The sequence below is a fragment of the Duganella sp. Root198D2 genome (assembly GCF_001428585.1).
In the GTDB taxonomy this organism is placed as follows: domain Bacteria; phylum Pseudomonadota; class Gammaproteobacteria; order Burkholderiales; family Burkholderiaceae_D; genus Rugamonas.
Genome location: NZ_LMIC01000050.1, coordinates 152983 through 170969, shown reverse-complemented (window position 1 = coordinate 170969; position 17987 = coordinate 152983). Strand labels below are relative to the sequence as shown.

Below are 17987 nucleotides of genomic sequence, written 5' to 3'. Positions count from 1 at the left end.
CTCGACGTTTTTACACCCAGCGACACAAGACATGCGAAATACCAGCCAACGCCGCGAAACCATCCTGCAGGCAATCGTTCAACATGGTTCGGTCCAGGTAGCCGACCTGGTGGACAAGCTTGGCGTCTCCGCCGTCACCATCCGCAGCGACCTCAGCGTGCTTGAATCGCAAGGCCTGGTGCAGCGCAGCCACGGCGGCGCCCTGCTGGCGCGCACGCCGCCAACCGAGCACACCATCCGCCAGAAGGATTCCCTGAACCAGGCGCAGAAAGAACAAATCGGCCTGCTGGCCGCGCGCATGGTGCAACCGGGCGACAACGTCATCATCGACTCCGGCACCACCACCATCTCGCTGGCGCGCCAGCTGCGCGACGCCAGCGATGTCACGGTGCTGACCAACGGCCTGAACATCGCCTGGGAACTGGCCGACGCGCCGGGCGTGGACCTGATCCTGACCGGCGGCCGCCTGCGCAAGCAATCGCTGTCGCTGCAAGGCGCCCAGGCCGAAGCCTGCCTGTCGGCCTATAACTTCGACAAGCTGTTCCTCGGCGTCGACGGTTTCGACCTGCAGTTCGGCATCACCACCCACCACGAGGCGGAAGCAAACCTGAACCACAAGATGGTGGAACGCGCCAAGAAAGTCATCGTGCTGACCGACGCCTCCAAGTTCGGCCGCGTCTCGCTGCACCGCATCGTGCAGCTGGACCGCGTGCATACCGTCATCACCGACGCCAGCATCAGCACCGAGTATCGCGAGGGGCTGGAGAAGCGCGGCATTGAAGTGATCATCGCGGAGTAAAAATGCTGCAAGGCCGTATCCTCACTCCCGACGGCTGGATCACTGGCGCCATCGCCTTCGACCAGCGCATCGCCAGCATCACCGAAGGCCCCGCCGCCGAAGGCTTGACCATCATCCCCGGCTTCGTCGACCTGCACGTGCACGGCGCCTCCGGCGTCGACATCATGGAAGGCGGCAATGCGGGAGCCGTGGTGGCGCGCAGCCACGCGCGGCACGGCACCACCGCGCTGCTCGGCACCACGCTGACTGCCAAAGAGGATTCGATCCGCCACGCCCTGCAAGGCCTGGCCGGCGCCATCGCACAGCGCCCGCAGCACGGCGCGCGCATGCTGGGCGTGCACCTGGAGGGCCCGTTCCTGAACCGGCGCCGCCTGGGCGCCCAGCCGCCCGACGTGGTGACCGGCAGCCGCGCCCTGGTGGAAAGCTACAACGCCATCGCACCGATCCGCGTGCTGACCATGGCGCCCGAAGTGACGGGCCACCTGGAACTGATCCCGCACTTGAAGAACATGGGCATCCGGGTCCAGATCGGCCACAGCGCCGGCAGCTACGACGACGGCGTGGCCGCCATGCGCGCCGGCGCCGCCGGCTTCACCCACCTGTTCAACGGCATGACCGGCATGAGCCACAAGGAGCCGGGCATGGTGGACGTGGCCATGGCGCACGCCGAATACGCCGAAATCATTCCCGACCTGCTGCACGTGCACCCGGGCGCCATGCGCGCCGCGCTGCGCGCCATCCCGCGCCTGTACGGCGTGACCGACGCCACTTCCGCCACCGGCATGCCGGACGGCGAATATGCGCTGGGCACCCAGCGCGTGTTCAAGTGCATGGGCTGCGTGCGCCTTGCCACCGGTTCGCTGGCCGGCTCGGTGCTGACCATGGACCAGGCGCTGCGCAACTTCGTCAGCCTGGGCATGGACGTGGCGGAAGCTTCCCGGCGCCTGTCGCTCTTCCCTGCCGACTACCTGGGCGAGTCGCAGCGCGGCCGCCTGGCGCCCGGAGCGTGGGCCGACATCGTCGTGCTGGACCAGTCTTTACACCCTGTGGCCGTCTTCGTTGAAGGCGAGGCCATTCCACTCTCATAAAAATATCAGGAGATCCGATGCAGGCCTTATCCATGCGCTATTTACTGTTTATCGCCGGGATGGGCGGCCTGCTGTACGGGATCGACGTCGGCATCATTGCCGGCGCCCTGCCTTACCTGGAGTCCACCGCTTCCGTTGCCTGGAAGCTGAGCGCGCAGCAACTGAGCTTCATCGTTGCCGCCGTGCTGCTTGGCTCGGTGCTGTCTTCCCTGTTTGCCGGCGCCATTGCCGATGCCATCGGCCGCCGCTGGGCGATGGTGCTGGCCGGCGCCCTGTTCACCATCAGCATCCCCTTGATCGCGCTGTCCGACGGCTACACCCCGCTGCTGCTCGGGCGCCTGCTGCAAGGCATCAGCGGCGGCTTGATCGGCGTCGTCGTGCCGCTCTATCTCGCCGAGTGCCTGGGCGCGCAACAGCGCGGCCGAGGCGCCGCCCTGTTCCAGCTCCTGCTGACCATCGGCCTGGTCGCCGCCGCCGTGATCGGCCTGCTGCAGGCACAGAACGTCGAGGCCGCAACCCAGGCCGCGCAAGCCTTGCCGGACACCGCGCGCGCCGCCGCCGTATTCGACGCCAAGGACCACGCCTGGCGCAGCATCTTCTGGATGTGCCTTGCGCCCGGCCTGGTATTCACTTTCGGCAGCGGGCTGCTGGCTGAATCGCCGCGCTGGCTGGTACAGCGCGGCCGCATCGAACAGGCGCGCAGCGCCCTGCTGCGCAGCCGTGCCGCTGCCGCAGCGGACGCCGAACTGCGCGACATGCAGGCCGCTGCCGGGGTAGTCGTGCAGCACGCCGCGCCCGGCGGGCCGAGCGAAGGCGACATCGCCGCCGCGCGCGGCGTCGTGGCCGGCAGGGGCGGCGCGCCTGCAGCGCGCAGCCCGGCCGGCGCCGCCGCGGCCGACGATCGCCTGCTGAGCCGCCGCTACATGCTGCCATTCCTGCTGGCCTGCCTGGTGCTGGCCTGCACCCAGGCCACCGGCATCAACTCGGTGCTGGCCTACGTGGTCAATATCCTGAACCAGGCCGGCCTGCCCGGCGCCAGCGCCAACATGGCCGACGTCGGCCTCAAGCTGCTGAACGCCGTCATGACCGTGGTGGCGGTGCTGCTGGTCGACCGCAAGGGCCGTAAATTCCTGCTGATGCTGGGCAGCGGCGGCATCGTGATCGCCCTGCTGAGCGCCGGCCTGCTGTTCCGCAGCGTCGAGAGCGAGCGGCGCGACGTCGGCGCCATCGTGGCGGCGCAAGCCAAAGGCGATACCCTGTCGCTGCGCCTCGATGCAAAAACCCTCAAGGCGCTGGGCGCGCAAGCCGGCCAGGACGCAGCGCCGCAGCTGCTGACCGTGTCCTACTCCTACGGCCCGTTCACCAACGTGCAGACGCGCCGCAGCGACGATCCGGCGCTGGCGCCCATGGTGTTGTCGCGCGACGACACCGTGCAGCCGGACAGTGTGATCGGCGCCTTCTTCCGCCGCCTGCACCTGAATCCATTCGCCGATCCGGCCGCAGGGCGCAACGCGCCTTTGACAATCGAACAGGCGCAAATCGGCGCCCTGCCTTCGGCAGCCCATGGCTGGCAGGTGACGCTGGCAATCTGCCTGTTCGTGGCCAGCTTCGCGGTGGGCCCCGGAGTCTGCGTGTGGCTCGCGCTGTCGGAACTGATGCCAACCCGCATCCGCTCCAACGGCATGAGCATTGCGCTGCTGGTCAACCAGTTTGTCTCGACCACGATTGCAGCAGTGTTCCTGCCGACCGTGGGCCGGCATGGCTACGCTGCGATGTTCTTCTTCTGGGCCGGATGCACGGTGGTGTACTTCCTGGCTGCGGCTTTCCTGCTGCCGGAGACGAAAGGGAAAACGCTGGAGGAAATTGAAGCGCACTTCGCGCGCTAGCGCAGTGGCTGGACTGCTTCCGCCGGCAGTACGCGGCGGAAGCAGGAGGGGGAGCTTAAGGCTTGTTGTAGTTGGCCGAACGCGGGCCGTACAGCAGGCCGCGCTGGCCGCCGGTGGCCAGCATGCGGTTGCTTGCCACGCCAGCGATCGGGTACGAGGCATCGGTCGCGGTATTGATGATCTGCTTGACCGCAGCAGCCACCAGGGCGCCGATCAGGCCGCCGCCGCTGTTGTTGTTCTGCTCTGCGCTGGAAGCAGTCGCCTTGCCTTCCCACAGCAGCGCGCCGCTCTTCAGGTCCACCAGCTTGGCTTCCGCCGCCACCACGACTTCGCTGTTGATCACGGTATACACCGAACCGTACTTGGTCACCGTCACGTACAGGGCGGCGTCGGCGCCGAAGATTTCCTGCAGCTTCTTGGTGCTGACGTTATGCACGTCGACCGCGTTGGCCAGGCCGTTCTGCTTGAAGGTCTCGTCCACCGCCGTTACCGGCAGCACGTAGTAGCCGGCTTCCGCCAGCGGGTAAGTCATTTGCGACAGCATGCCGTAGGTCGCCTTGACTTCAGGCGAGTTGTTCAGCGGTGGCAGCACCACGATCGACTTCGGCTTGCTGGCCTTGAATGCGGAGTAATCGTATGGTTCCTGGTGCGTGGCGCAACCCACGGCAAACATCGCAGGCAGCAGGCAAGCCGCCAGTTTCATGCACTTCTTGATCATTGGGCGGCCTTCTTAGTATTCTTGAGCAAAAAGTCCATATACGCTGCGGACTCAGGGAACAGCTGCTTCTCAGCCTCGAATTGGGCGGCCATCAGGTCGCCACGGCCGATCACCGAATACAGCACGCCGAGGTGGGCATGGTAGCCCGGTGGCGGCGTCTTGCCTTGCGCATTGATCTTCAGCAGGTCCTTTTCCAGCACCTCGATCTGGGCGATCGGGCTCTCGCCCTTGAAGTACTGGTACACCTGCGGCTGGTAGCTCTCCCACTGGTAAATCGTTGCCGGCTGGTGCTGGCAGCCGGCCAGCGCCAGCGTTACGCCAAGGGCCAGGGTCAAACGGCGCATCATGGGCGCGCCTCGCGGAATGCGCCGGCTTCCATGCCCGCTACCAGGCGCTCAACTGCTTCGCGCATGGCCAGGTCCAGCACCTTGCCGTTCAGGGTAGCGTCATAGCTGGCGGTACCGCCAAAGCCCAGGATCTCGCGGTTGGACAGGCTGTATTCGCCTGCGCCGGCTGCCGAGTACACCACTTCCGAAGTAGCGATATTCACCACGTTCAGGGTGATCTTGGCGTAGGCGACCTGCGTCTTGCCGCGGCCGGCGAGGCCGAACAGCTGGTGGTCGCCCACTTCCTTGCGGCCGAATTCGGTCACGTCGCCGGTCACCACGAAGTCAGCGCCCTTGATGTTCTGGCCCTGCTTTTTGTAGGCGGCTTCCTGCTGCAGTTCCGCCATATTGTCGCGGTCCAGCACGTTGAAGCGGTTGGTCTGCTGCATGTGCGAAATCAGGATGGTCTTGGCTTGGGCGCCGAGGCGGTCGACGCCGTCGGTGAACACGCCGCGCATGAAGCTGGAACGGTTGTCGAATTTGCCGACCGCTACCAGGGTGCGCGGGCCGACGTATGGACGCGAGGCGCTGGCGACTTTTTCCACTTGCAGTGCCTGGTGGCTTTCGGTTGCGCAGCCCGCCAGTGCGGCGACAGCGAAGACAGAGGCGAGGATTTTCTTCATATCAATTTCTAAATTAAGTTTCGATTATTGAATTATATGGTGCCTTGCGGCAATGCGCAAATTGTGTTATGGGAAACATCACGTTGCGAAAAAATCATTTAGGCTCATCTGCCCGATAAGTGTTGGTGCTAGGATGCTGCTGTGTTGCCACATCCCACACTCACACGCGATGAATATTCTTGCCCTGCTGTTTGCTACTGCATTAGCCGCCGCGCCTGCCGATGGCATGTTTGAACCGGGCCTGGTGTCCGACAACGGCGTGTTCGGCTTCACCTTGTCGCCCGATGGCCAGCACGCGCTGTGGGTGCAGTCGGGCGGCGCCCGCACCCGGCTGCTGATCGTGGAATCGCACAAGGTGGACGGCAAGTGGCAAAAGCCGGCGCCGGTGCCATTCTCCGCCACCGACGGCTCGCGCGACATCGACCCGGCCTTCGCACCGGACGGCAAGTCGATCATCTTCCAATCCAATCGCCCGCTGCCGGACAGGCCGGGCCGCAAAGGCTTCGATATCTATTCGGTAGCGCTGCAGGACGGCCGCTGGGGGCCGCTGCAACACCTGGGCCACGACATCAACAGCGACGAATCCGAATCATCCGGCTCGATCGCTGCCGATGGCACCATCTACTTCATGAAGAACGGCGCCGAAGGCAAGTCGGACCTGTGGCGTTCACGCCACGTCGACGGCAAGTACATCGCGCCGGAGCGCATGCCGGAGCCGGTCAACACCGGTCCATGGCGCGAATCGAATCCCTACATCGCCGCCGACCAGAGCTACCTGCTGTACTTCTCCGACGCGCCCGGCGGCGCCGGCGACATGGACCTGTACATCAGCTTCAATGGCAAGAACGGCTGGAGCACGCCGAAAAATATCGGCGCCCCATTCAACACCGCGCAGGCCGAATTCACGCCCTTCGTGCACGGCAAGCGCCTTTACCTGGCACGCCAGGTAAAAGAAGGCGAACGCTTCATCGAGAATATTTACAGCTACCCGTTCGAGCCGGGCAGCTATCGTTAATTGGGGCGATGGCCGTAACTGAGGACGCGGGTAATCAGCCAGTTGCCCGACTTATTGCTCCAGACAATGGCGAAGTCCGCCAAGCCTTCGCATTGTCCGCTGGCAAATTGGCAAAAGCGGTGCGAACCCGTTTCAATCGCGCCGAAGTCCTTGACCGCGGAGACTTTGAGCGTGCCCGGCACAATCTCACGCCGGAAATTGCCGCAGACGTATTTTTGCGTATTGGCGATCATTTCCTGGCGCGACCAGGTGACTCCGCCCGTGTCGTGGTAAAACTCCACGTCCGGCGCAAAAAAACCCGCGTGCTTTTGCAGCTGCTCCGGCGCGCTGCAGTGGTTGAAGGCGTCGAAAGCGGCGGCGTCGAGATCCGCAATGGTCTTGGCCAGCGGTTCGGCCGTGGCCGCCGACGCTGTCATGGCCGTCAAAGCGAACAGGGTTGCAAGCGGCATGCTGAGCTTTTTCATGAAAATGTCCAGGATTGGGAGTTGTCAATGTAACATGCGTGAGCTCTGGCGGCAGGACGCAATAAATTATTTGTGCACCGCACAAACCTATGCTATACTGCGTTCCGTGGTGAAGTCCTCGAGAACCTCACCCTGTAGCACCAAACATTGGTCACAGGCCGGCACCTTGCAGATAGCATTGGCTGACCGCTTCGCACCGCGCAGATAGCACGGGCTGTAGCAGCGATTGAAACATTGGCATTACATTGAAACGAAGCCCGCAACAACGCGGGCTTTTTTTTCGCTCCTCGCCCACCCAATCGCAAAGGAAAACACCATGGCAAAAGAAGAACTCATCGAAATGAATGGCGTGGTCACCGAGATCCTGCCGGAGCAGCGCTTCCGCGTCGACCTGGACAACGGTCATAAGCTGATTGCCTACACCGGTGGCCGCATGAAGAAGAACTTCATCCGCATTATTGCCGGCGACAAGGTCACGCTGGAACTGTCGCCGTACGACCTGAACAAAGGCCGCATCGTATTCCGCCACATCGAACAGCGCGGCACATCCGGCCCACGTCCGGCACCGCGTCGCCGCTAATTTAAAAGTCGGGGTCAGGTCTGGCAATCGGACATTTCGCGCAGCGAAATGTCCGATTGCCAGACCTGACCCCGACTTTTATGCTGGAAGGCGTTCCGGGGTGAGGCGGGCGGCGGCGGTGGCGAGGTGGCGCGCTGCGCCGGGCTGGCCGTTGCGCTCGGCCAGCGAGAGCCAGCGCCAGGCCTGTTCGGCGTCGGCTTCGGTGCCCTGGCCGGTCAGGAACATCAGGCCGGCATTAAGCTGGGCCCGGCCGTGGCCCTGGCGCGCGGCGGCCAGGTACCAGGACAGCGCTTGCTGGAAGTCGCGCGGCATGCCCTGGCCGTTGTCGCAGCGCAGGCCAAGCGTGAAGCATGCCAGTATGTGGCCTTGCTCGGCGGCCTTGCGGTACCAGGCGTTTGCTTGCAGCAGGTCGGGCGCGGGACCGTCGTCGCGGTCGTGGATCTGGCCCAGCATGAATTGCGCGGCCACGTAATCCTGTTCGGCGGCGCGGCGATACCAGGCCAGCGCCTTGCGCGCATCCTGCGGCACGCCCTGCCCGCTTTCATAGCGCAGGCCGAGGTCGAATTGGGCCCGTAAATGGCCCTGGTCGGCCGCCTTGCGGTACCAGAAAATCGCTTCCTGCTGGTCGCGCGCCACGCCGAGGCCTTGCTCATATAACTGCGCCAGGTGGTATTGCGCGGCCGGGTGGCCCGCTTCGGCGGCCTTGCGGTACCAGTGCGCGGCTGCGCGATGGTCTTGCGCCACGCCCTGCCCCTGCTCGTAGCGCTGGCCCAGGTTGTTCTGCGCGCCGGCGTGCCCCAGTTCGGCGGCGCGCCGGTACCACTGCAGCGCCAGCGCTTCGTCGCGCGGCACGCCGTTGCCGTTGTCGTAGATCAGGCCCAGGTTGAACTGCGAGCTGACGTGGTCCTGCTGCGCCGCCAGCGTGTACCACTTGATGGCGCGCGCGGCGTCGGCCGCCACATCCTGCCCCTTGTCATAGCGCAGCGCGAGATTGAACTGGGCCGCGGCATAGCCTTGCTCGGCGGCCTTGCGGAACCAGCCCAGCGCCTGCTTGCCGTCCTGCGCCACGCCTTGCCCGTTGTCGTAGCGCAGGCCGAGGTTGAACTGGGCCCGGGCATAGCCCTGTTCGGCGGCCTTGCGGTACCACATGATCGCTTGCGCGAAGTCCTGCGGCACGCCCCGGCCAGTGTCGTACATCATCCCGAGATTGTTCTGCGCGCCGGCGTCGCCCTGGTCGGCGGCCCTGGCGAACCAGTGGCGCGCCTGCTCGGTGTCGTGCGGCACGCCCTGGCCCTTGGCATACAGCCAGCCCAGGTTGTACTGCGCGGCGGCATAGCCTTGCTCGGCCGCGAGCTGGTACCAGTGCGCCGCTTCGGCGAAGTCGGTATCGACGCCCTGCCCTTTCTGGAACATCACGCCCAGGTTGTATTGGGCGTGCTCCAGGCCGGCGTTGGCCGCCTGGCGGTACCAGGCCACGGCCAGCTCATAGCTCTGCGCTACACCCTGGCCGTTGAAGTACATGAAGCCCAGGCTGTGCTGGGCATTGGCCACGCCGCGCTCGGCCAGTTGGCGCAGGCGCAGGAATTCGGCCACTTCAGCCGGGGCTTGGCTCTGCATCGATGCTTACGCCTGGCTTGCCAGCCGCAGTCCGGCCGGGGCCACGGCGACAGGGGCGTCGGCCTGGTTCTGCGCCGCCAGCACCTGCATGAAACCGGTCAGCGCGATCGGGCGGTAATACAGGTAGCCTTGCATGGTGGCGCAGCCGTTGGCAGCCAGGTAGCGCGCCTGCACTTCGGTCTCCACCCCTTCCGCCACCAGGTGCAGGCCGAGGCCGCGCGCGATCGAGATGATGGCCAGGATCACAGGATAGTGGCCATGCTCGTCGTGGATCTCCTTGACGAAGCTCTGGTCGATCTTGATGGTGTGGATCGGGAAGCGGTGCAGGTAGGACAGCGAGGAATAGCCGGTGCCGAAATCGTCGATGGCAACCGACACGCCCAGCTGGCACAGCTTGTTCAGCTGCTCGATCGCGTATTGCGGGTTGCGGATGCAGATGTTCTCGGTGATCTCGACTTCGATCTGCGACGGCGAAATCTGGTAGCGCGCCAGCGCATTGCGCATCTTCTCGAAGAAGTCGCCGCGGTCCAGGTATTGCGGCGACAGGTTCAGCGACAGGCGGATATTGTCGGCGCCGGCAGCATTCCACAGCAGCAGGTCGCGGCACAGCGCGCCGATCATCCAGTCCGAGATCGGCAGCATCAGGCCGTTCTCTTCGGCGAACGGCAGGAACTCGCCGGCCGACAGCAGGCCGCGCGCCGGGTGGTTCCAGCGCATCAGGCCTTCGGCGCCGATGATGCGGCCGCTGGCCATGTCGACCTGCGGCTGGTAGTACATCTCCAGTTCGTTGTTTTCCAGCGCCTTGCGCAGCGACTGCTCCAGCGCGATCTTCTGGTGCGACATGTCCTGCATCGACGGGTGGTAGAAGCTGTGGCCGTTCTTGCCCTGCGCCTTGACCTGGTACATGGCGATGTCGGCGTGGCGCAGCAGCTCTTCGATCGAGTCGCCGTCGCTGGGGTAGACCGCGATGCCGATCGAGGCCGAAATGTGCGCCACGTGGCCGTCCAGGTCGAACGGCTGCTGCAGCACTTCCTGGAACTTGTCGGCAATGGCCTTGGCATCGCCGCGGTCGCGCAGTTCGGGCAGCACGATGGTGAATTCGTCGCCGCTGTGGCGCGCCAGCGTGTCGCCCTTGCGCAGGCACTCCTTCAGGCGCCGCGCGGCCTGCTGCAGCAGCTCGTCGCCCTTGACGTGGCCCAGCGTGTCGTTGACCAGCTTGAAGCGGTCCAAGTCGATGAACATCACGGCCAGCTCGGCCAGCTTGCGCTTGGCCTGGATCACGGCCAGCCCCAGGCGGTCCTTGAACAGGATGCGGTTCGGCAGGTCGGTCAGGATGTCGTGGTAGGCCTGGTAGGAAATCATCTCCTCGGCCCTCTTGCGGTCGGTGATGTCGCGCGCCACGCCGTAGGTGCCGAAGAATTCGTGCCGCGCCACCTCCTCGCCCGGCACGTGCATGCCGATCGCGTTCAGCGAGATCGTCATCAGGGTGTTGCTGAAGGTGCGGTCGCCGGCGGCGCTGTTGTTGCACTTCAGGCGCAGCTCCACATTGCGCGAGGCGCGTTCGTCGACGCGGCGCTCGTTGAACACGTAGCGCGCGCGCTCCTGGTCTTCTTCGTGCACCAGCAGCGAGTAGTGGCGGCCGATCAGCTCTTCGCGCGAATAGCCCAGCAGCTGGTAGGCGCGGTCGTTGACGAAAGTGAAGCAGCCTTCGTGGTTCAGGGTGTAGATGATGTCGGGCGAGCTGTCCACCAGGTAGCGGTACATCTTCTCCGAATTTTCCAGGCGCTGCGCGATGCGCGTGTTCTCCACCGCCAGGCGGCGCTTTTGCAGCGCGTTTTCCACCGTCTTGAGCAGCTCGGGCGGATTGTACGGCTTGCGCAGGTAATCGTAGGCGCCGCGCTTCAGGGCGCCGATGGCGGCCTCGATGCCGGCCTCGCCGCTCATCACGATCACGTCGCAGTCGATCTCGCGCGCGTTCACGAAGTCCATGATGTCGTGGCCGCTCATATCGGGCAGGCGCAGGTCCAGCAGCAGCAGGTCGAACTGCTGGCGGCTCAGGTGCGCCAGCGCTTCGGCGCCGCTGGCGGCGGTGACCAGCTGGTAGCTGCCCTGCACGCGCAGCAGCTCATACAGGGAAGACAGCAGGCGCGCTTCGTCGTCAACCAGCAGCAGGCGTGGCTGGAATTCCGGTGCCGCGGCCGCGGGCGTCGGGATCATCTGGTTCATGCGGGCCTTATACGGAATCCACCGCGCCGCGCGCCTGCACCGGGGCGAGCTGGCTGGTGCTGCCGCGGGCCGGCAGCAGGAGTTCAAACGAGGTGCCGTTGGCGCCGCTGCGGCAGCTGATCATGCCGTTCATCTTCTTCACCAGGCTGTGCACGATGGACAGGCCCAGGCCGTGGTGCTTGCCTTGCTTGCTGCTCTGCACGGCGGTAAACAAGTTGGCCAGCACTTCCTGCGACAGGCCGGGGCCGGCGTCGCCCACCGCCAGCTCCACGTACAGCCGGCGTTCGCGGTTGACCAGGCCGCGGTTGGCGATCTCGATGCGGCCGCCATCGGGCTGCGCTTCGATCGCATTCTTGACCAGGTTGACCAGGATTTGCTTGAGCAGGTCGGCGTCGCCGTCGATCTCCTGCGGGCCGTCCTGCATGCGCGTGATCACCTGCACCGAGGCGGGCAGGAAGTCGGTGGCGCGGAACAGGCGCAGCACGTCTTCTACCACGCGCGCCACATTGGCCAGGCAGGCGCCGTCGCTGGGCTGCAGGTCGGCCAGGCCGTTGATCAGGTGGCCGACGCGGTCGATCTCCTCGTTCAGGATCGACATTTCAGACACCACCGGCTCGCGCCGCGCCAGCTTGGCGTCCAGCACCGACAGGTAGTTCTTGATGATCGACAGCGGGTTGTTCACCTCGTGCACCACGCGCCGCGAGGCCTCCCTGTATTCCTCGGCCACGTGCGCCAGCTGGCGCCGGGCGTGGCCGCGCTCCGACAGCGCAGTCTCCAGCGCATTGGCGGCCTGGCTGCCGTAGGCCTGCAGGAAGCGCTGCTTCTTTTGCAGCAGCGGCAGCTGCCAGGCCGGCACGCCGCCCACGATCATGCCCAGGCAGCGCTGGCCGGCCACCAGCGGCAGGCATACCAGCGCTTCGCTGCCGACGATGCGCAGCAGCTGTTCTTCGGCGATGCCCAGGCCGGCGCCGGCGCGCGCGGCAAAGGCCGGCTGGCGCTGGTTGGCGGCATCGGCCAGCAAGCCGGGCTTGTTCAGCGGCACGGTGAACTCGGCCAGGCGCTGCTGCGCTTCGCCGCTGCCGGCGCCTTGCAGCGCGTGACCGGTCGGGCTCTCCAGCAGGATCACCGTGGTCCCGAGGTCGAACAGCATGCGCGCCGAACGCGTCATGGCGTCCAGCATGCCGGCTTCGCCCTGCTGGCGCGCGAAGCACTGGCCCATCTCCTGCACCAGCACCATATTGCGCACTTCTTCCGACAAGCGCGCCTGCACCGGGTCCACCGGCGCCGGCAGCTCGCCGGCGCCGGCCAGGTCGATGCCCAGCGCTTCGGCGGCGCGCGCCACTTGCCGCGCAGCCGACTTGACGAAGGCGTCCAGCTTGTCTTCTTCGACGCCGCACAGCGCGGCCGCGGCGGCAGCCGCCTGCGGCGCATCGGCGTGATAGCACAGCTGGTGCGCCAGGCGCACGATGCGGATCAATGGGTGCGCCGCTTCCAGGCGCGGCAGCGGCTCGTGGTGGTACAGCACCGAGTCGGCCAGGAAGGAATCGAGGTTCCAGCGCTCGATCAGCCAGGCGCCCGCCTCGGCGTGGGTGATTTCCAGCGTGCGCAGCTCCACTGCGCACAGCTCTTCGTCGTCGCGCGCGCTGAAGTTGTAGGCGTATTCCTTGGGCGCGGTGGCCAGCAGCGCCAGGCGGCCGACATTGTGCAGCAGGCCGGCCAGGTAGGCTTCTTCCACGTGCGGGTAAGCGAGCGCGCGCGCGATGTCGCGCGCGATGACGGCGGTGCTCAGCGAGCCTTTCCAGAAGGCGCGCAGGTCGGTGCTGCCGCTGTGCGGGAAACTGCTGAAGGTCTGGAATACCGATTCGGAGATCACCAGCGTCTTGATGGTGTCGGTGCCGAGCGCAACCAGGGCCTGCTCCAGGCCCACCGTGCGCTGGTGGCGCTGGTAGGCCGAACTGTTGGCCACGGCCAGGATCTTGCTGGCCATCCCGGCATCCTTGGCGATCAGCGCGGCCAGCTCCGGCATGCCGGCGTCGTCGGCTTGCAGGAGCTCGATCAGCTTGATCAGGATCTGCGGCATGGCGGGGAGCCGCGCGATCAGCAAGCGATTGCGGATGTCTTGTTCGGGATGTTGCATGGGGTCTTAGCGGCTGTCTTCCGGCTTGCAATCCACTACGCAAATTGGCATAAATATACTATAACTTGATAGCAATACAAATTTCTGGCGGCAATAAGCTGCATTTGTGTAGAAAGAACGACACTATTGGTATTAATTTACCAAATGCCAACAATATTTTCAAACAGGCACTATCTTGCGCCGGAGTGAGCGCGCCGTCAACCATAAGCCCAGCGCCGTCAGCGCCAGCGCCAGCTGGCCGGCCGCCAGCCACAGGAAGGAGTGCGATGCCAGCGGCGCCAGCACGCCGGCCACCAGGGCGCCCAGCAGCGTGGTGGCGAACGATTGCACCGAGGCTACCGTGCCGCGGATGTGCGGGAACAGGTCGAGCGCCAGCAGGGTGGCGGCCGGCGCCGCCATCGACATGCCGAAGGTGTAGAAGAACAGCGGCAGCACGCTCCACGGCAGCGCCGGCCCGGCCAGGAGGTGGTAGCCGAGGTTGACCGTGGCGGCCGTGATCAGGAAGCAGAAGCCGATGCCGATCTGGCGCATGAAGCTGGTCTTGCCGGCGATGCGGTTGGCGGCCAGGGCGCCGAGGAAGATGCCGGACACTGCCGGCACGAACAGCCAGGCGAATTGGTCGGGCCCCAGGTGCAGCTGCGCCGGCAGCGCCACCGGCGCCGCTGTGATGTACAGGAACAGGCCGGCGAAGTTGAAGGCCACCACCCCGGTCTTCAGGTGGAACAGCGGCGAGGACAGGATGGCCTTGTAGTTGCGCCACAGGTAGCGCGGGTTGAACGGCTGCCGCTGGTCGCGCGGCAGCGTGTCGGGCAGGCGCCGGTAGCAGACGATGAACAGCAGCACCGTGTAGCCGGCCAGCGCCAGGAAGATGGTGCGCCAGTCGGAATACTTGACGATGAAGCCGCCCAGCACCGGCGCCACGGCCGGCGCGATGGCAAAGATCATGGTCACCAGCGACAGCAGGCGCGCGGCGGCGGCATCGGCATACAGGTCGCGGATGATGGCGCGCCCCACCACCACGCCGGCGCCGGCCGACACCCCCTGCAGCACGCGGAAGAACCACAGGTATTGTACCGAGTGCGCAGCGGCGCAGCCCACGGTGCCCAGCAGGAAGGCCACCAGCGATACCAGGATCACGTTGCGGCGGCCGAAGGCGTCCGACAGCGCGCCATGCCACAGCACCATGCCGGCAAAGGCCAGCATATAGGCCGTCAGCGATTGCTGGACTTCGATCGGCGTCGCATGCAGCGTGGCCTGGATATTGGGAAATGCGGGGAGGTAGGCGTCGATCGAGAAAGGGCCCAGCATCGACAGGCTGGCCAGCACCGCCGCCAGCGCGCCCGGTCCCAGCGGCTTGCGCTGCGCTGCCTCCGGCTCAGGGATGCGGGCGGGGGCGTCGTTTGGAGGCGGAGGAGTAGGCGTCGAAAGCATCAAATGTCCACTTCGGGGTCAGGAACGGAAGTGGACATTTTCGCAGGAAATGTCCACTTTGGTTCCTGACCCCGAAGTGGACATTTTGCGGGCCTGCGATTACTCGGCTGGCGCGTCGCCGGCTGCCTTGCGGTTGAAGCCGGCCACCATGTCGAAACGGAACAGGCGGCATTCGAGCGCGCCGTTGAAGAATGGCGTCTTGCGCGATTCTTTCAGGCGCAGCATCTTCGGCAGGCCCAGGTCGGCGGTGAACAGGTAGGCGGTCCAGCCCGGGAAGCGCTGCTTGAGCGTGGTGGAGAAGGCGCTGTAGAAGCTCTTCGCCAGTTCGTCTTCTTCCAGGCTGGCGTCGCCGCGCACGCCGATCCGCTCGCCGTACGGCGGGTTGGTCAGCAGGATGCCCGCTTCCTTGCTCGGCGCCTGCACCTGCTGCGCTTCGATCTGCTTGAGGGGCACCTCGAACTGGATGCCGGCGCTCTTCAGGTTGTGGCGCGCCATGGCCACCATGTCGCCGGAAATGTCGGAGCCGAAAATGGTCGGCTCGGCCGGCAGCGGGTTGGGCTTGAAGTCGGTCTTCATCTTCTGCCACGGCTCCGGGTCGAAGTCGTGGAATTTCTCGAACGCGAAGCGGCGCCGCGCGCCCGGCGGGATGCCCTGCACCATCTGCGCCGCTTCGCACAGGATGGTGCCGGAACCGCACATCGGGTCGAACAGCGGCACGCCCGGCTTCCAGCCCGATACGCGCAGCAGGCCGGCGGCCAGGTTTTCGCGCAGCGGGGCGTCGCCGGTTTCTTCACGCCAGCCGCGCTTGAACAGCGCTTCGCCCGAGGTGTCGAGGTAGACCATGAACTGGCGCTGGTCGAGGAAACCGAAGATGCGCATGTCCGGCTCGCGCGTGTTGACCGACGGCCGCTTGTTGTACATGTCGCGGAAGCGGTCGCACACGGCGTCCTTGATCTTCAACGTGGTGAATTCCAGCGACTTCAAAGGCGACTTGATGGCGGTGACGTCGACCCGGATGGTGTGCTGCACGCCGAACCATTCTTCCCACGGCTGTCCCAGCACCAGGTCGTAGATGTCGTTTTCGTTCTGGTAGTGGCACACGCCCATGCGCATCAAGACGCGCGAGGCGATGCGCGAGTGCAGGTTGATGCGGTAGGCGTCGTACAGGTCGCCAGAGGCGTGCACGCCGCCGGGAACCTGGTTGTGGACCTTCATGGTCGGGCTCATGGCCGCGATTTCGGTCAGTTCTTCCGCCAGGGCGGCTTCCAGGCCGCGCGGGCATGGGCAGAAATATGATGGCATTTGGGGGACCCTTTATCCGTTAAAAAGGCTTGACGACCACCAGGATCACGATCGCCAGCAACATCAGCACCGGTACTTCATTGAACCACCGGTAAAACACATGACCGCGGGTATTGACGCCGCGTTCAAATTTCTTCAAGAGCGCGCCGCAGGCGTGGTGGTAGCCAATCAGCAGGAACACCAGCAGCAGCTTGCCATGCAGCCAGCCCGGCATCCTGGCGCCGTACTGCAGCACCGCCAGCCAGATCCCGAACACCAGCGCCGGCAGCGCCAGCATGGTGGTGAAGCGGTACAGCTTGCGCGCCATCGTCAGCAGCCGCTCGGTCGTCGGGCCCGGCGCTTCCATGGCCAGGTTGACGAAGATGCGCGGCAGGTAAAACAGGCCGGACATCCACGATACGATGAAGACGATATGCAGCGCTTTGATCCACAGCATTGGGCTTACTTTCTGATCTCGCCGTGGCCGAACACCACGTATTTAAGGGAAGTCAGCCCTTCCAGGCCGACCGGGCCGCGCGCGTGCAGCTTGTCGTTGGAGATGCCGATCTCGGCGCCCAAGCCGTACTCGAAGCCGTCGGCGAAACGGGTCGAGGCGTTGATCATCACCGACGAGGAATCGACTTCGCGCAGGAAGCGCATGGCGGCCGAGTAGTCTTCGGTGACGATCGCCTCGGTGTGCTTGGACGACCAGGTGTTGCAATGCTCGATGGCGGCGTCCAGCCCGTCCACCACGCGCACCGCCAGGATCGGCGCCAGGTATTCCGTGGCCCAGTCTTCTTCCGTGGCGTGCGCCAGGTGCGGGTAGGCGCAGGCGGCCAGGATGGCGTACGCTTCGGCGTCGGCGCGCAGCTCGACCGATTCGGCCAGGTAGCGCGCGGCCAGCTGCGGCAGCACTGCGGCGGCGACGGGGCGCGCCACCAGCAGCGTTTCCATGGTGTTGCAGGTGCCGTAGCGGTGGCACTTGGCGTTGAAGCCGATGTCCAGCGCCTTGGCCAGGTCGGCCTTGGCGTCGATATACACATGGCAGATGCCGTCCAGGTGCTTGATCATCGGTACCGTGGCTTCTTCCATCAGGCGCGCGATCAGGCCCTTGCCGCCGCGCGGCACGATCACGTCCACGAACTGCGGCATGGTGATCAGGGCGCCGACGGCGGCGCGGTCGGTGGTGTCGACCACCTGCACGCCGTCGGCCGGCAAGCCGGCGCCGCGCAAGCCTTCGGCCACCAGGCGCGCCAGCGCGCGGTTGCAGTGGATCGCTTCCGAACCGCCGCGCAGGATGGTGGCGTTGCCGCTCTTGATGCACAGGCCGGCCGCATCCACGGTGACATTCGGGCGCGCTTCGTAGATGATGCCGATCACGCCCAGCGGCACGCGCATCTGGCCCACCTGGATGCCGGACGGGCGGATTTTCACGTTCGAGATTTCGCCCACCGGGTCCGGCAGGGCGACGATCTGGCGCAAGCCTTCCACCATGGTGGCGATGGCCTTGTCGGTCAATGCCAGGCGCTCCAGCATGGCCGGCGCCAGGCCGGCGGCGCGCGCGGCGGCCAGGTCCTGCTCGTTGGCCGCGCGCAGGGCCGGCGCTTCGCGCTCGATCGCCTCGGCGATCAGCTGCAACGCGCGGTTGCGGGTGGCGCTGTCGGCGCGCGCCATGGCGCGCGATGCGGCGCGGGCGCGCCGGCCGATGTCTTGCATGTACTGCTTGATGTCCATTT

The 17987-nt window shown here is 65.5% G+C and carries 16 protein-coding genes; 5 read left to right on the top strand and 11 right to left on the bottom strand.

Annotation, left to right across the window (positions count from 1 at the left end):
- Positions 1 to 31 precede the first annotated feature (31 nt).
- From ASE26_RS27680 to ASE26_RS27670, 3 genes are read left to right on the top strand one after another with little or no spacing between them, the layout of a single operon-like run.
- Entirely contained in the window at positions 32 to 799 is a 768-nt protein-coding gene (locus ASE26_RS27680; protein ID WP_055934142.1) for a DeoR family transcriptional regulator, read from the top strand.
- A gap of 2 nt (positions 800 to 801) precedes the next feature.
- Positions 802 to 1887, top strand: a complete 1086-nt coding sequence (locus ASE26_RS27675) for an N-acetylglucosamine-6-phosphate deacetylase (RefSeq protein ID WP_055934144.1) — start codon at positions 802 to 804, stop codon at positions 1885 to 1887.
- Positions 1888 to 1904: 17 nt separating this feature from the next.
- On the top strand, positions 1905 to 3773 hold the full coding sequence (locus tag ASE26_RS27670) for an MFS transporter (RefSeq protein ID WP_055934146.1): 1869 nt from the start codon (positions 1905 to 1907) through the stop codon (positions 3771 to 3773).
- 55 nt (positions 3774 to 3828) lie between these two features.
- Here ASE26_RS27670 and ASE26_RS27665 read toward each other — a convergent pair whose 3' ends face one another.
- From ASE26_RS27665 to ASE26_RS27655, 3 genes are read right to left on the bottom strand one after another with little or no spacing between them, the layout of a single operon-like run.
- Positions 3829 to 4491 carry a DUF799 domain-containing protein gene (locus tag ASE26_RS27665; RefSeq protein WP_055934149.1) on the bottom strand — a complete coding sequence of 221 codons (663 nt, stop codon included), beginning with the start codon at positions 4489 to 4491 and terminating at the stop codon, positions 3829 to 3831.
- A complete protein-coding gene (locus tag ASE26_RS27660; protein ID WP_055934150.1) occupies positions 4488 to 4838 on the bottom strand; it encodes a DUF4810 domain-containing protein in 351 nt (116 codons plus the stop codon). The genes ASE26_RS27665 and ASE26_RS27660 overlap by 4 nt, the downstream gene beginning before the upstream one ends.
- Positions 4835 to 5500 (bottom strand): CsgG/HfaB family protein, encoded by a 666-nt coding sequence (locus ASE26_RS27655; RefSeq protein WP_055934152.1) that lies wholly within the window; start codon positions 5498 to 5500, stop codon positions 4835 to 4837. Before ASE26_RS27655 ends, ASE26_RS27660 begins: the two co-directional genes overlap by 4 nt.
- Positions 5501 to 5669: 169 nt before the next feature.
- On the opposite strand from ASE26_RS27655, the gene ASE26_RS27650 reads away from it, so the two are divergent.
- A complete protein-coding gene (locus ASE26_RS27650) occupies positions 5670 to 6515 on the top strand; it encodes a TolB family protein (RefSeq protein WP_057247325.1) in 846 nt (281 codons plus the stop codon).
- Here the strand turns inward: ASE26_RS27650 and ASE26_RS27645 are convergent.
- Complete coding sequence (locus ASE26_RS27645) at positions 6512 to 6979, bottom strand: DUF4440 domain-containing protein (RefSeq protein WP_055934156.1); 468 nt, start codon at positions 6977 to 6979, stop codon at positions 6512 to 6514. The two genes, ASE26_RS27650 and ASE26_RS27645, sit on opposite strands and share 4 nt — an antisense overlap.
- Positions 6980 to 7295: 316 nt before the next feature.
- On the opposite strand from ASE26_RS27645, the gene infA reads away from it, so the two are divergent.
- Positions 7296 to 7559 carry a translation initiation factor IF-1 gene (infA, locus tag ASE26_RS27640; protein WP_055934158.1) on the top strand — a complete coding sequence of 88 codons (264 nt, stop codon included), beginning with the start codon at positions 7296 to 7298 and terminating at the stop codon, positions 7557 to 7559.
- 78 nt (positions 7560 to 7637) lie between these two features.
- On the opposite strand, the gene ASE26_RS27635 is transcribed toward infA, so the two are convergent.
- From ASE26_RS27635 to ASE26_RS27605, 7 genes are all read right to left on the bottom strand, one after another.
- Complete coding sequence (locus ASE26_RS27635; RefSeq protein ID WP_055934160.1) at positions 7638 to 9176, bottom strand: SEL1-like repeat protein; 1539 nt, start codon at positions 9174 to 9176, stop codon at positions 7638 to 7640.
- A 6-nt stretch (positions 9177 to 9182) separates the two neighbouring features.
- Entirely contained in the window at positions 9183 to 11402 is a 2220-nt protein-coding gene (locus ASE26_RS27630) for a bifunctional diguanylate cyclase/phosphodiesterase (RefSeq protein ID WP_055934162.1), read from the bottom strand.
- A gap of 7 nt (positions 11403 to 11409) precedes the next feature.
- Positions 11410 to 13539 (bottom strand): HDOD domain-containing protein, encoded by a 2130-nt coding sequence (locus ASE26_RS27625; RefSeq protein WP_057247324.1) that lies wholly within the window; start codon positions 13537 to 13539, stop codon positions 11410 to 11412.
- 159 nt (positions 13540 to 13698) lie between these two features.
- Complete coding sequence (locus ASE26_RS27620) at positions 13699 to 14970, bottom strand: multidrug effflux MFS transporter (RefSeq protein ID WP_082507448.1); 1272 nt, start codon at positions 14968 to 14970, stop codon at positions 13699 to 13701.
- 99 nt (positions 14971 to 15069) lie between these two features.
- On the bottom strand, positions 15070 to 16272 hold the full coding sequence (locus ASE26_RS27615) for a class I SAM-dependent RNA methyltransferase (protein WP_373922092.1): 1203 nt from the start codon (positions 16270 to 16272) through the stop codon (positions 15070 to 15072).
- Positions 16273 to 16291: 19 nt separating this feature from the next.
- Positions 16292 to 16708 (bottom strand): CopD family protein, encoded by a 417-nt coding sequence (locus ASE26_RS27610; protein WP_055934166.1) that lies wholly within the window; start codon positions 16706 to 16708, stop codon positions 16292 to 16294.
- Positions 16709 to 16713: 5 nt separating this feature from the next.
- Positions 16714 to 17985: a glutamate-5-semialdehyde dehydrogenase gene (locus ASE26_RS27605; protein ID WP_057247323.1), complete on the bottom strand. Its 1272-nt coding sequence runs from the start codon at positions 17983 to 17985 to the stop codon at positions 16714 to 16716.
- Positions 17986 to 17987 lie beyond the last annotated feature (2 nt).

Coding starts and splice junctions, on each gene's coding strand:
- ASE26_RS27670 (WP_055934146.1), top strand. CDS start 1,905: ATGCAGGCCTTATCCATGCGCTATTTACTGTTTATCGCCGGGATGGGC.
- ASE26_RS27665 (WP_055934149.1), bottom strand. CDS start 4,491: ATGATCAAGAAGTGCATGAAACTGGCGGCTTGCCTGCTGCCTGCGATG.
- ASE26_RS27625 (WP_057247324.1), bottom strand. CDS start 13,539: ATGCAACATCCCGAACAAGACATCCGCAATCGCTTGCTGATCGCGCGG.
- infA (WP_055934158.1), top strand. CDS start 7,296: ATGGCAAAAGAAGAACTCATCGAAATGAATGGCGTGGTCACCGAGATC.
- ASE26_RS27610 (WP_055934166.1), bottom strand. CDS start 16,708: ATGCTGTGGATCAAAGCGCTGCATATCGTCTTCATCGTATCGTGGATG.
- ASE26_RS27605 (WP_057247323.1), bottom strand. CDS start 17,985: ATGGACATCAAGCAGTACATGCAAGACATCGGCCGGCGCGCCCGCGCC.
- ASE26_RS27655 (WP_055934152.1), bottom strand. CDS start 5,500: ATGAAGAAAATCCTCGCCTCTGTCTTCGCTGTCGCCGCACTGGCGGGC.
- ASE26_RS27675 (WP_055934144.1), top strand. CDS start 802: ATGCTGCAAGGCCGTATCCTCACTCCCGACGGCTGGATCACTGGCGCC.
- ASE26_RS27680 (WP_055934142.1), top strand. CDS start 32: ATGCGAAATACCAGCCAACGCCGCGAAACCATCCTGCAGGCAATCGTT.
- ASE26_RS27620 (WP_082507448.1), bottom strand. CDS start 14,970: ATGCTTTCGACGCCTACTCCTCCGCCTCCAAACGACGCCCCCGCCCGC.
- ASE26_RS27650 (WP_057247325.1), top strand. CDS start 5,670: ATGAATATTCTTGCCCTGCTGTTTGCTACTGCATTAGCCGCCGCGCCT.
- ASE26_RS27630 (WP_055934162.1), bottom strand. CDS start 11,402: ATGAACCAGATGATCCCGACGCCCGCGGCCGCGGCACCGGAATTCCAG.
- ASE26_RS27645 (WP_055934156.1), bottom strand. CDS start 6,979: ATGAAAAAGCTCAGCATGCCGCTTGCAACCCTGTTCGCTTTGACGGCC.
- ASE26_RS27660 (WP_055934150.1), bottom strand. CDS start 4,838: ATGATGCGCCGTTTGACCCTGGCCCTTGGCGTAACGCTGGCGCTGGCC.
- ASE26_RS27615 (WP_373922092.1), bottom strand. CDS start 16,272: ATGCCATCATATTTCTGCCCATGCCCGCGCGGCCTGGAAGCCGCCCTG.
- ASE26_RS27635 (WP_055934160.1), bottom strand. CDS start 9,176: ATGCAGAGCCAAGCCCCGGCTGAAGTGGCCGAATTCCTGCGCCTGCGC.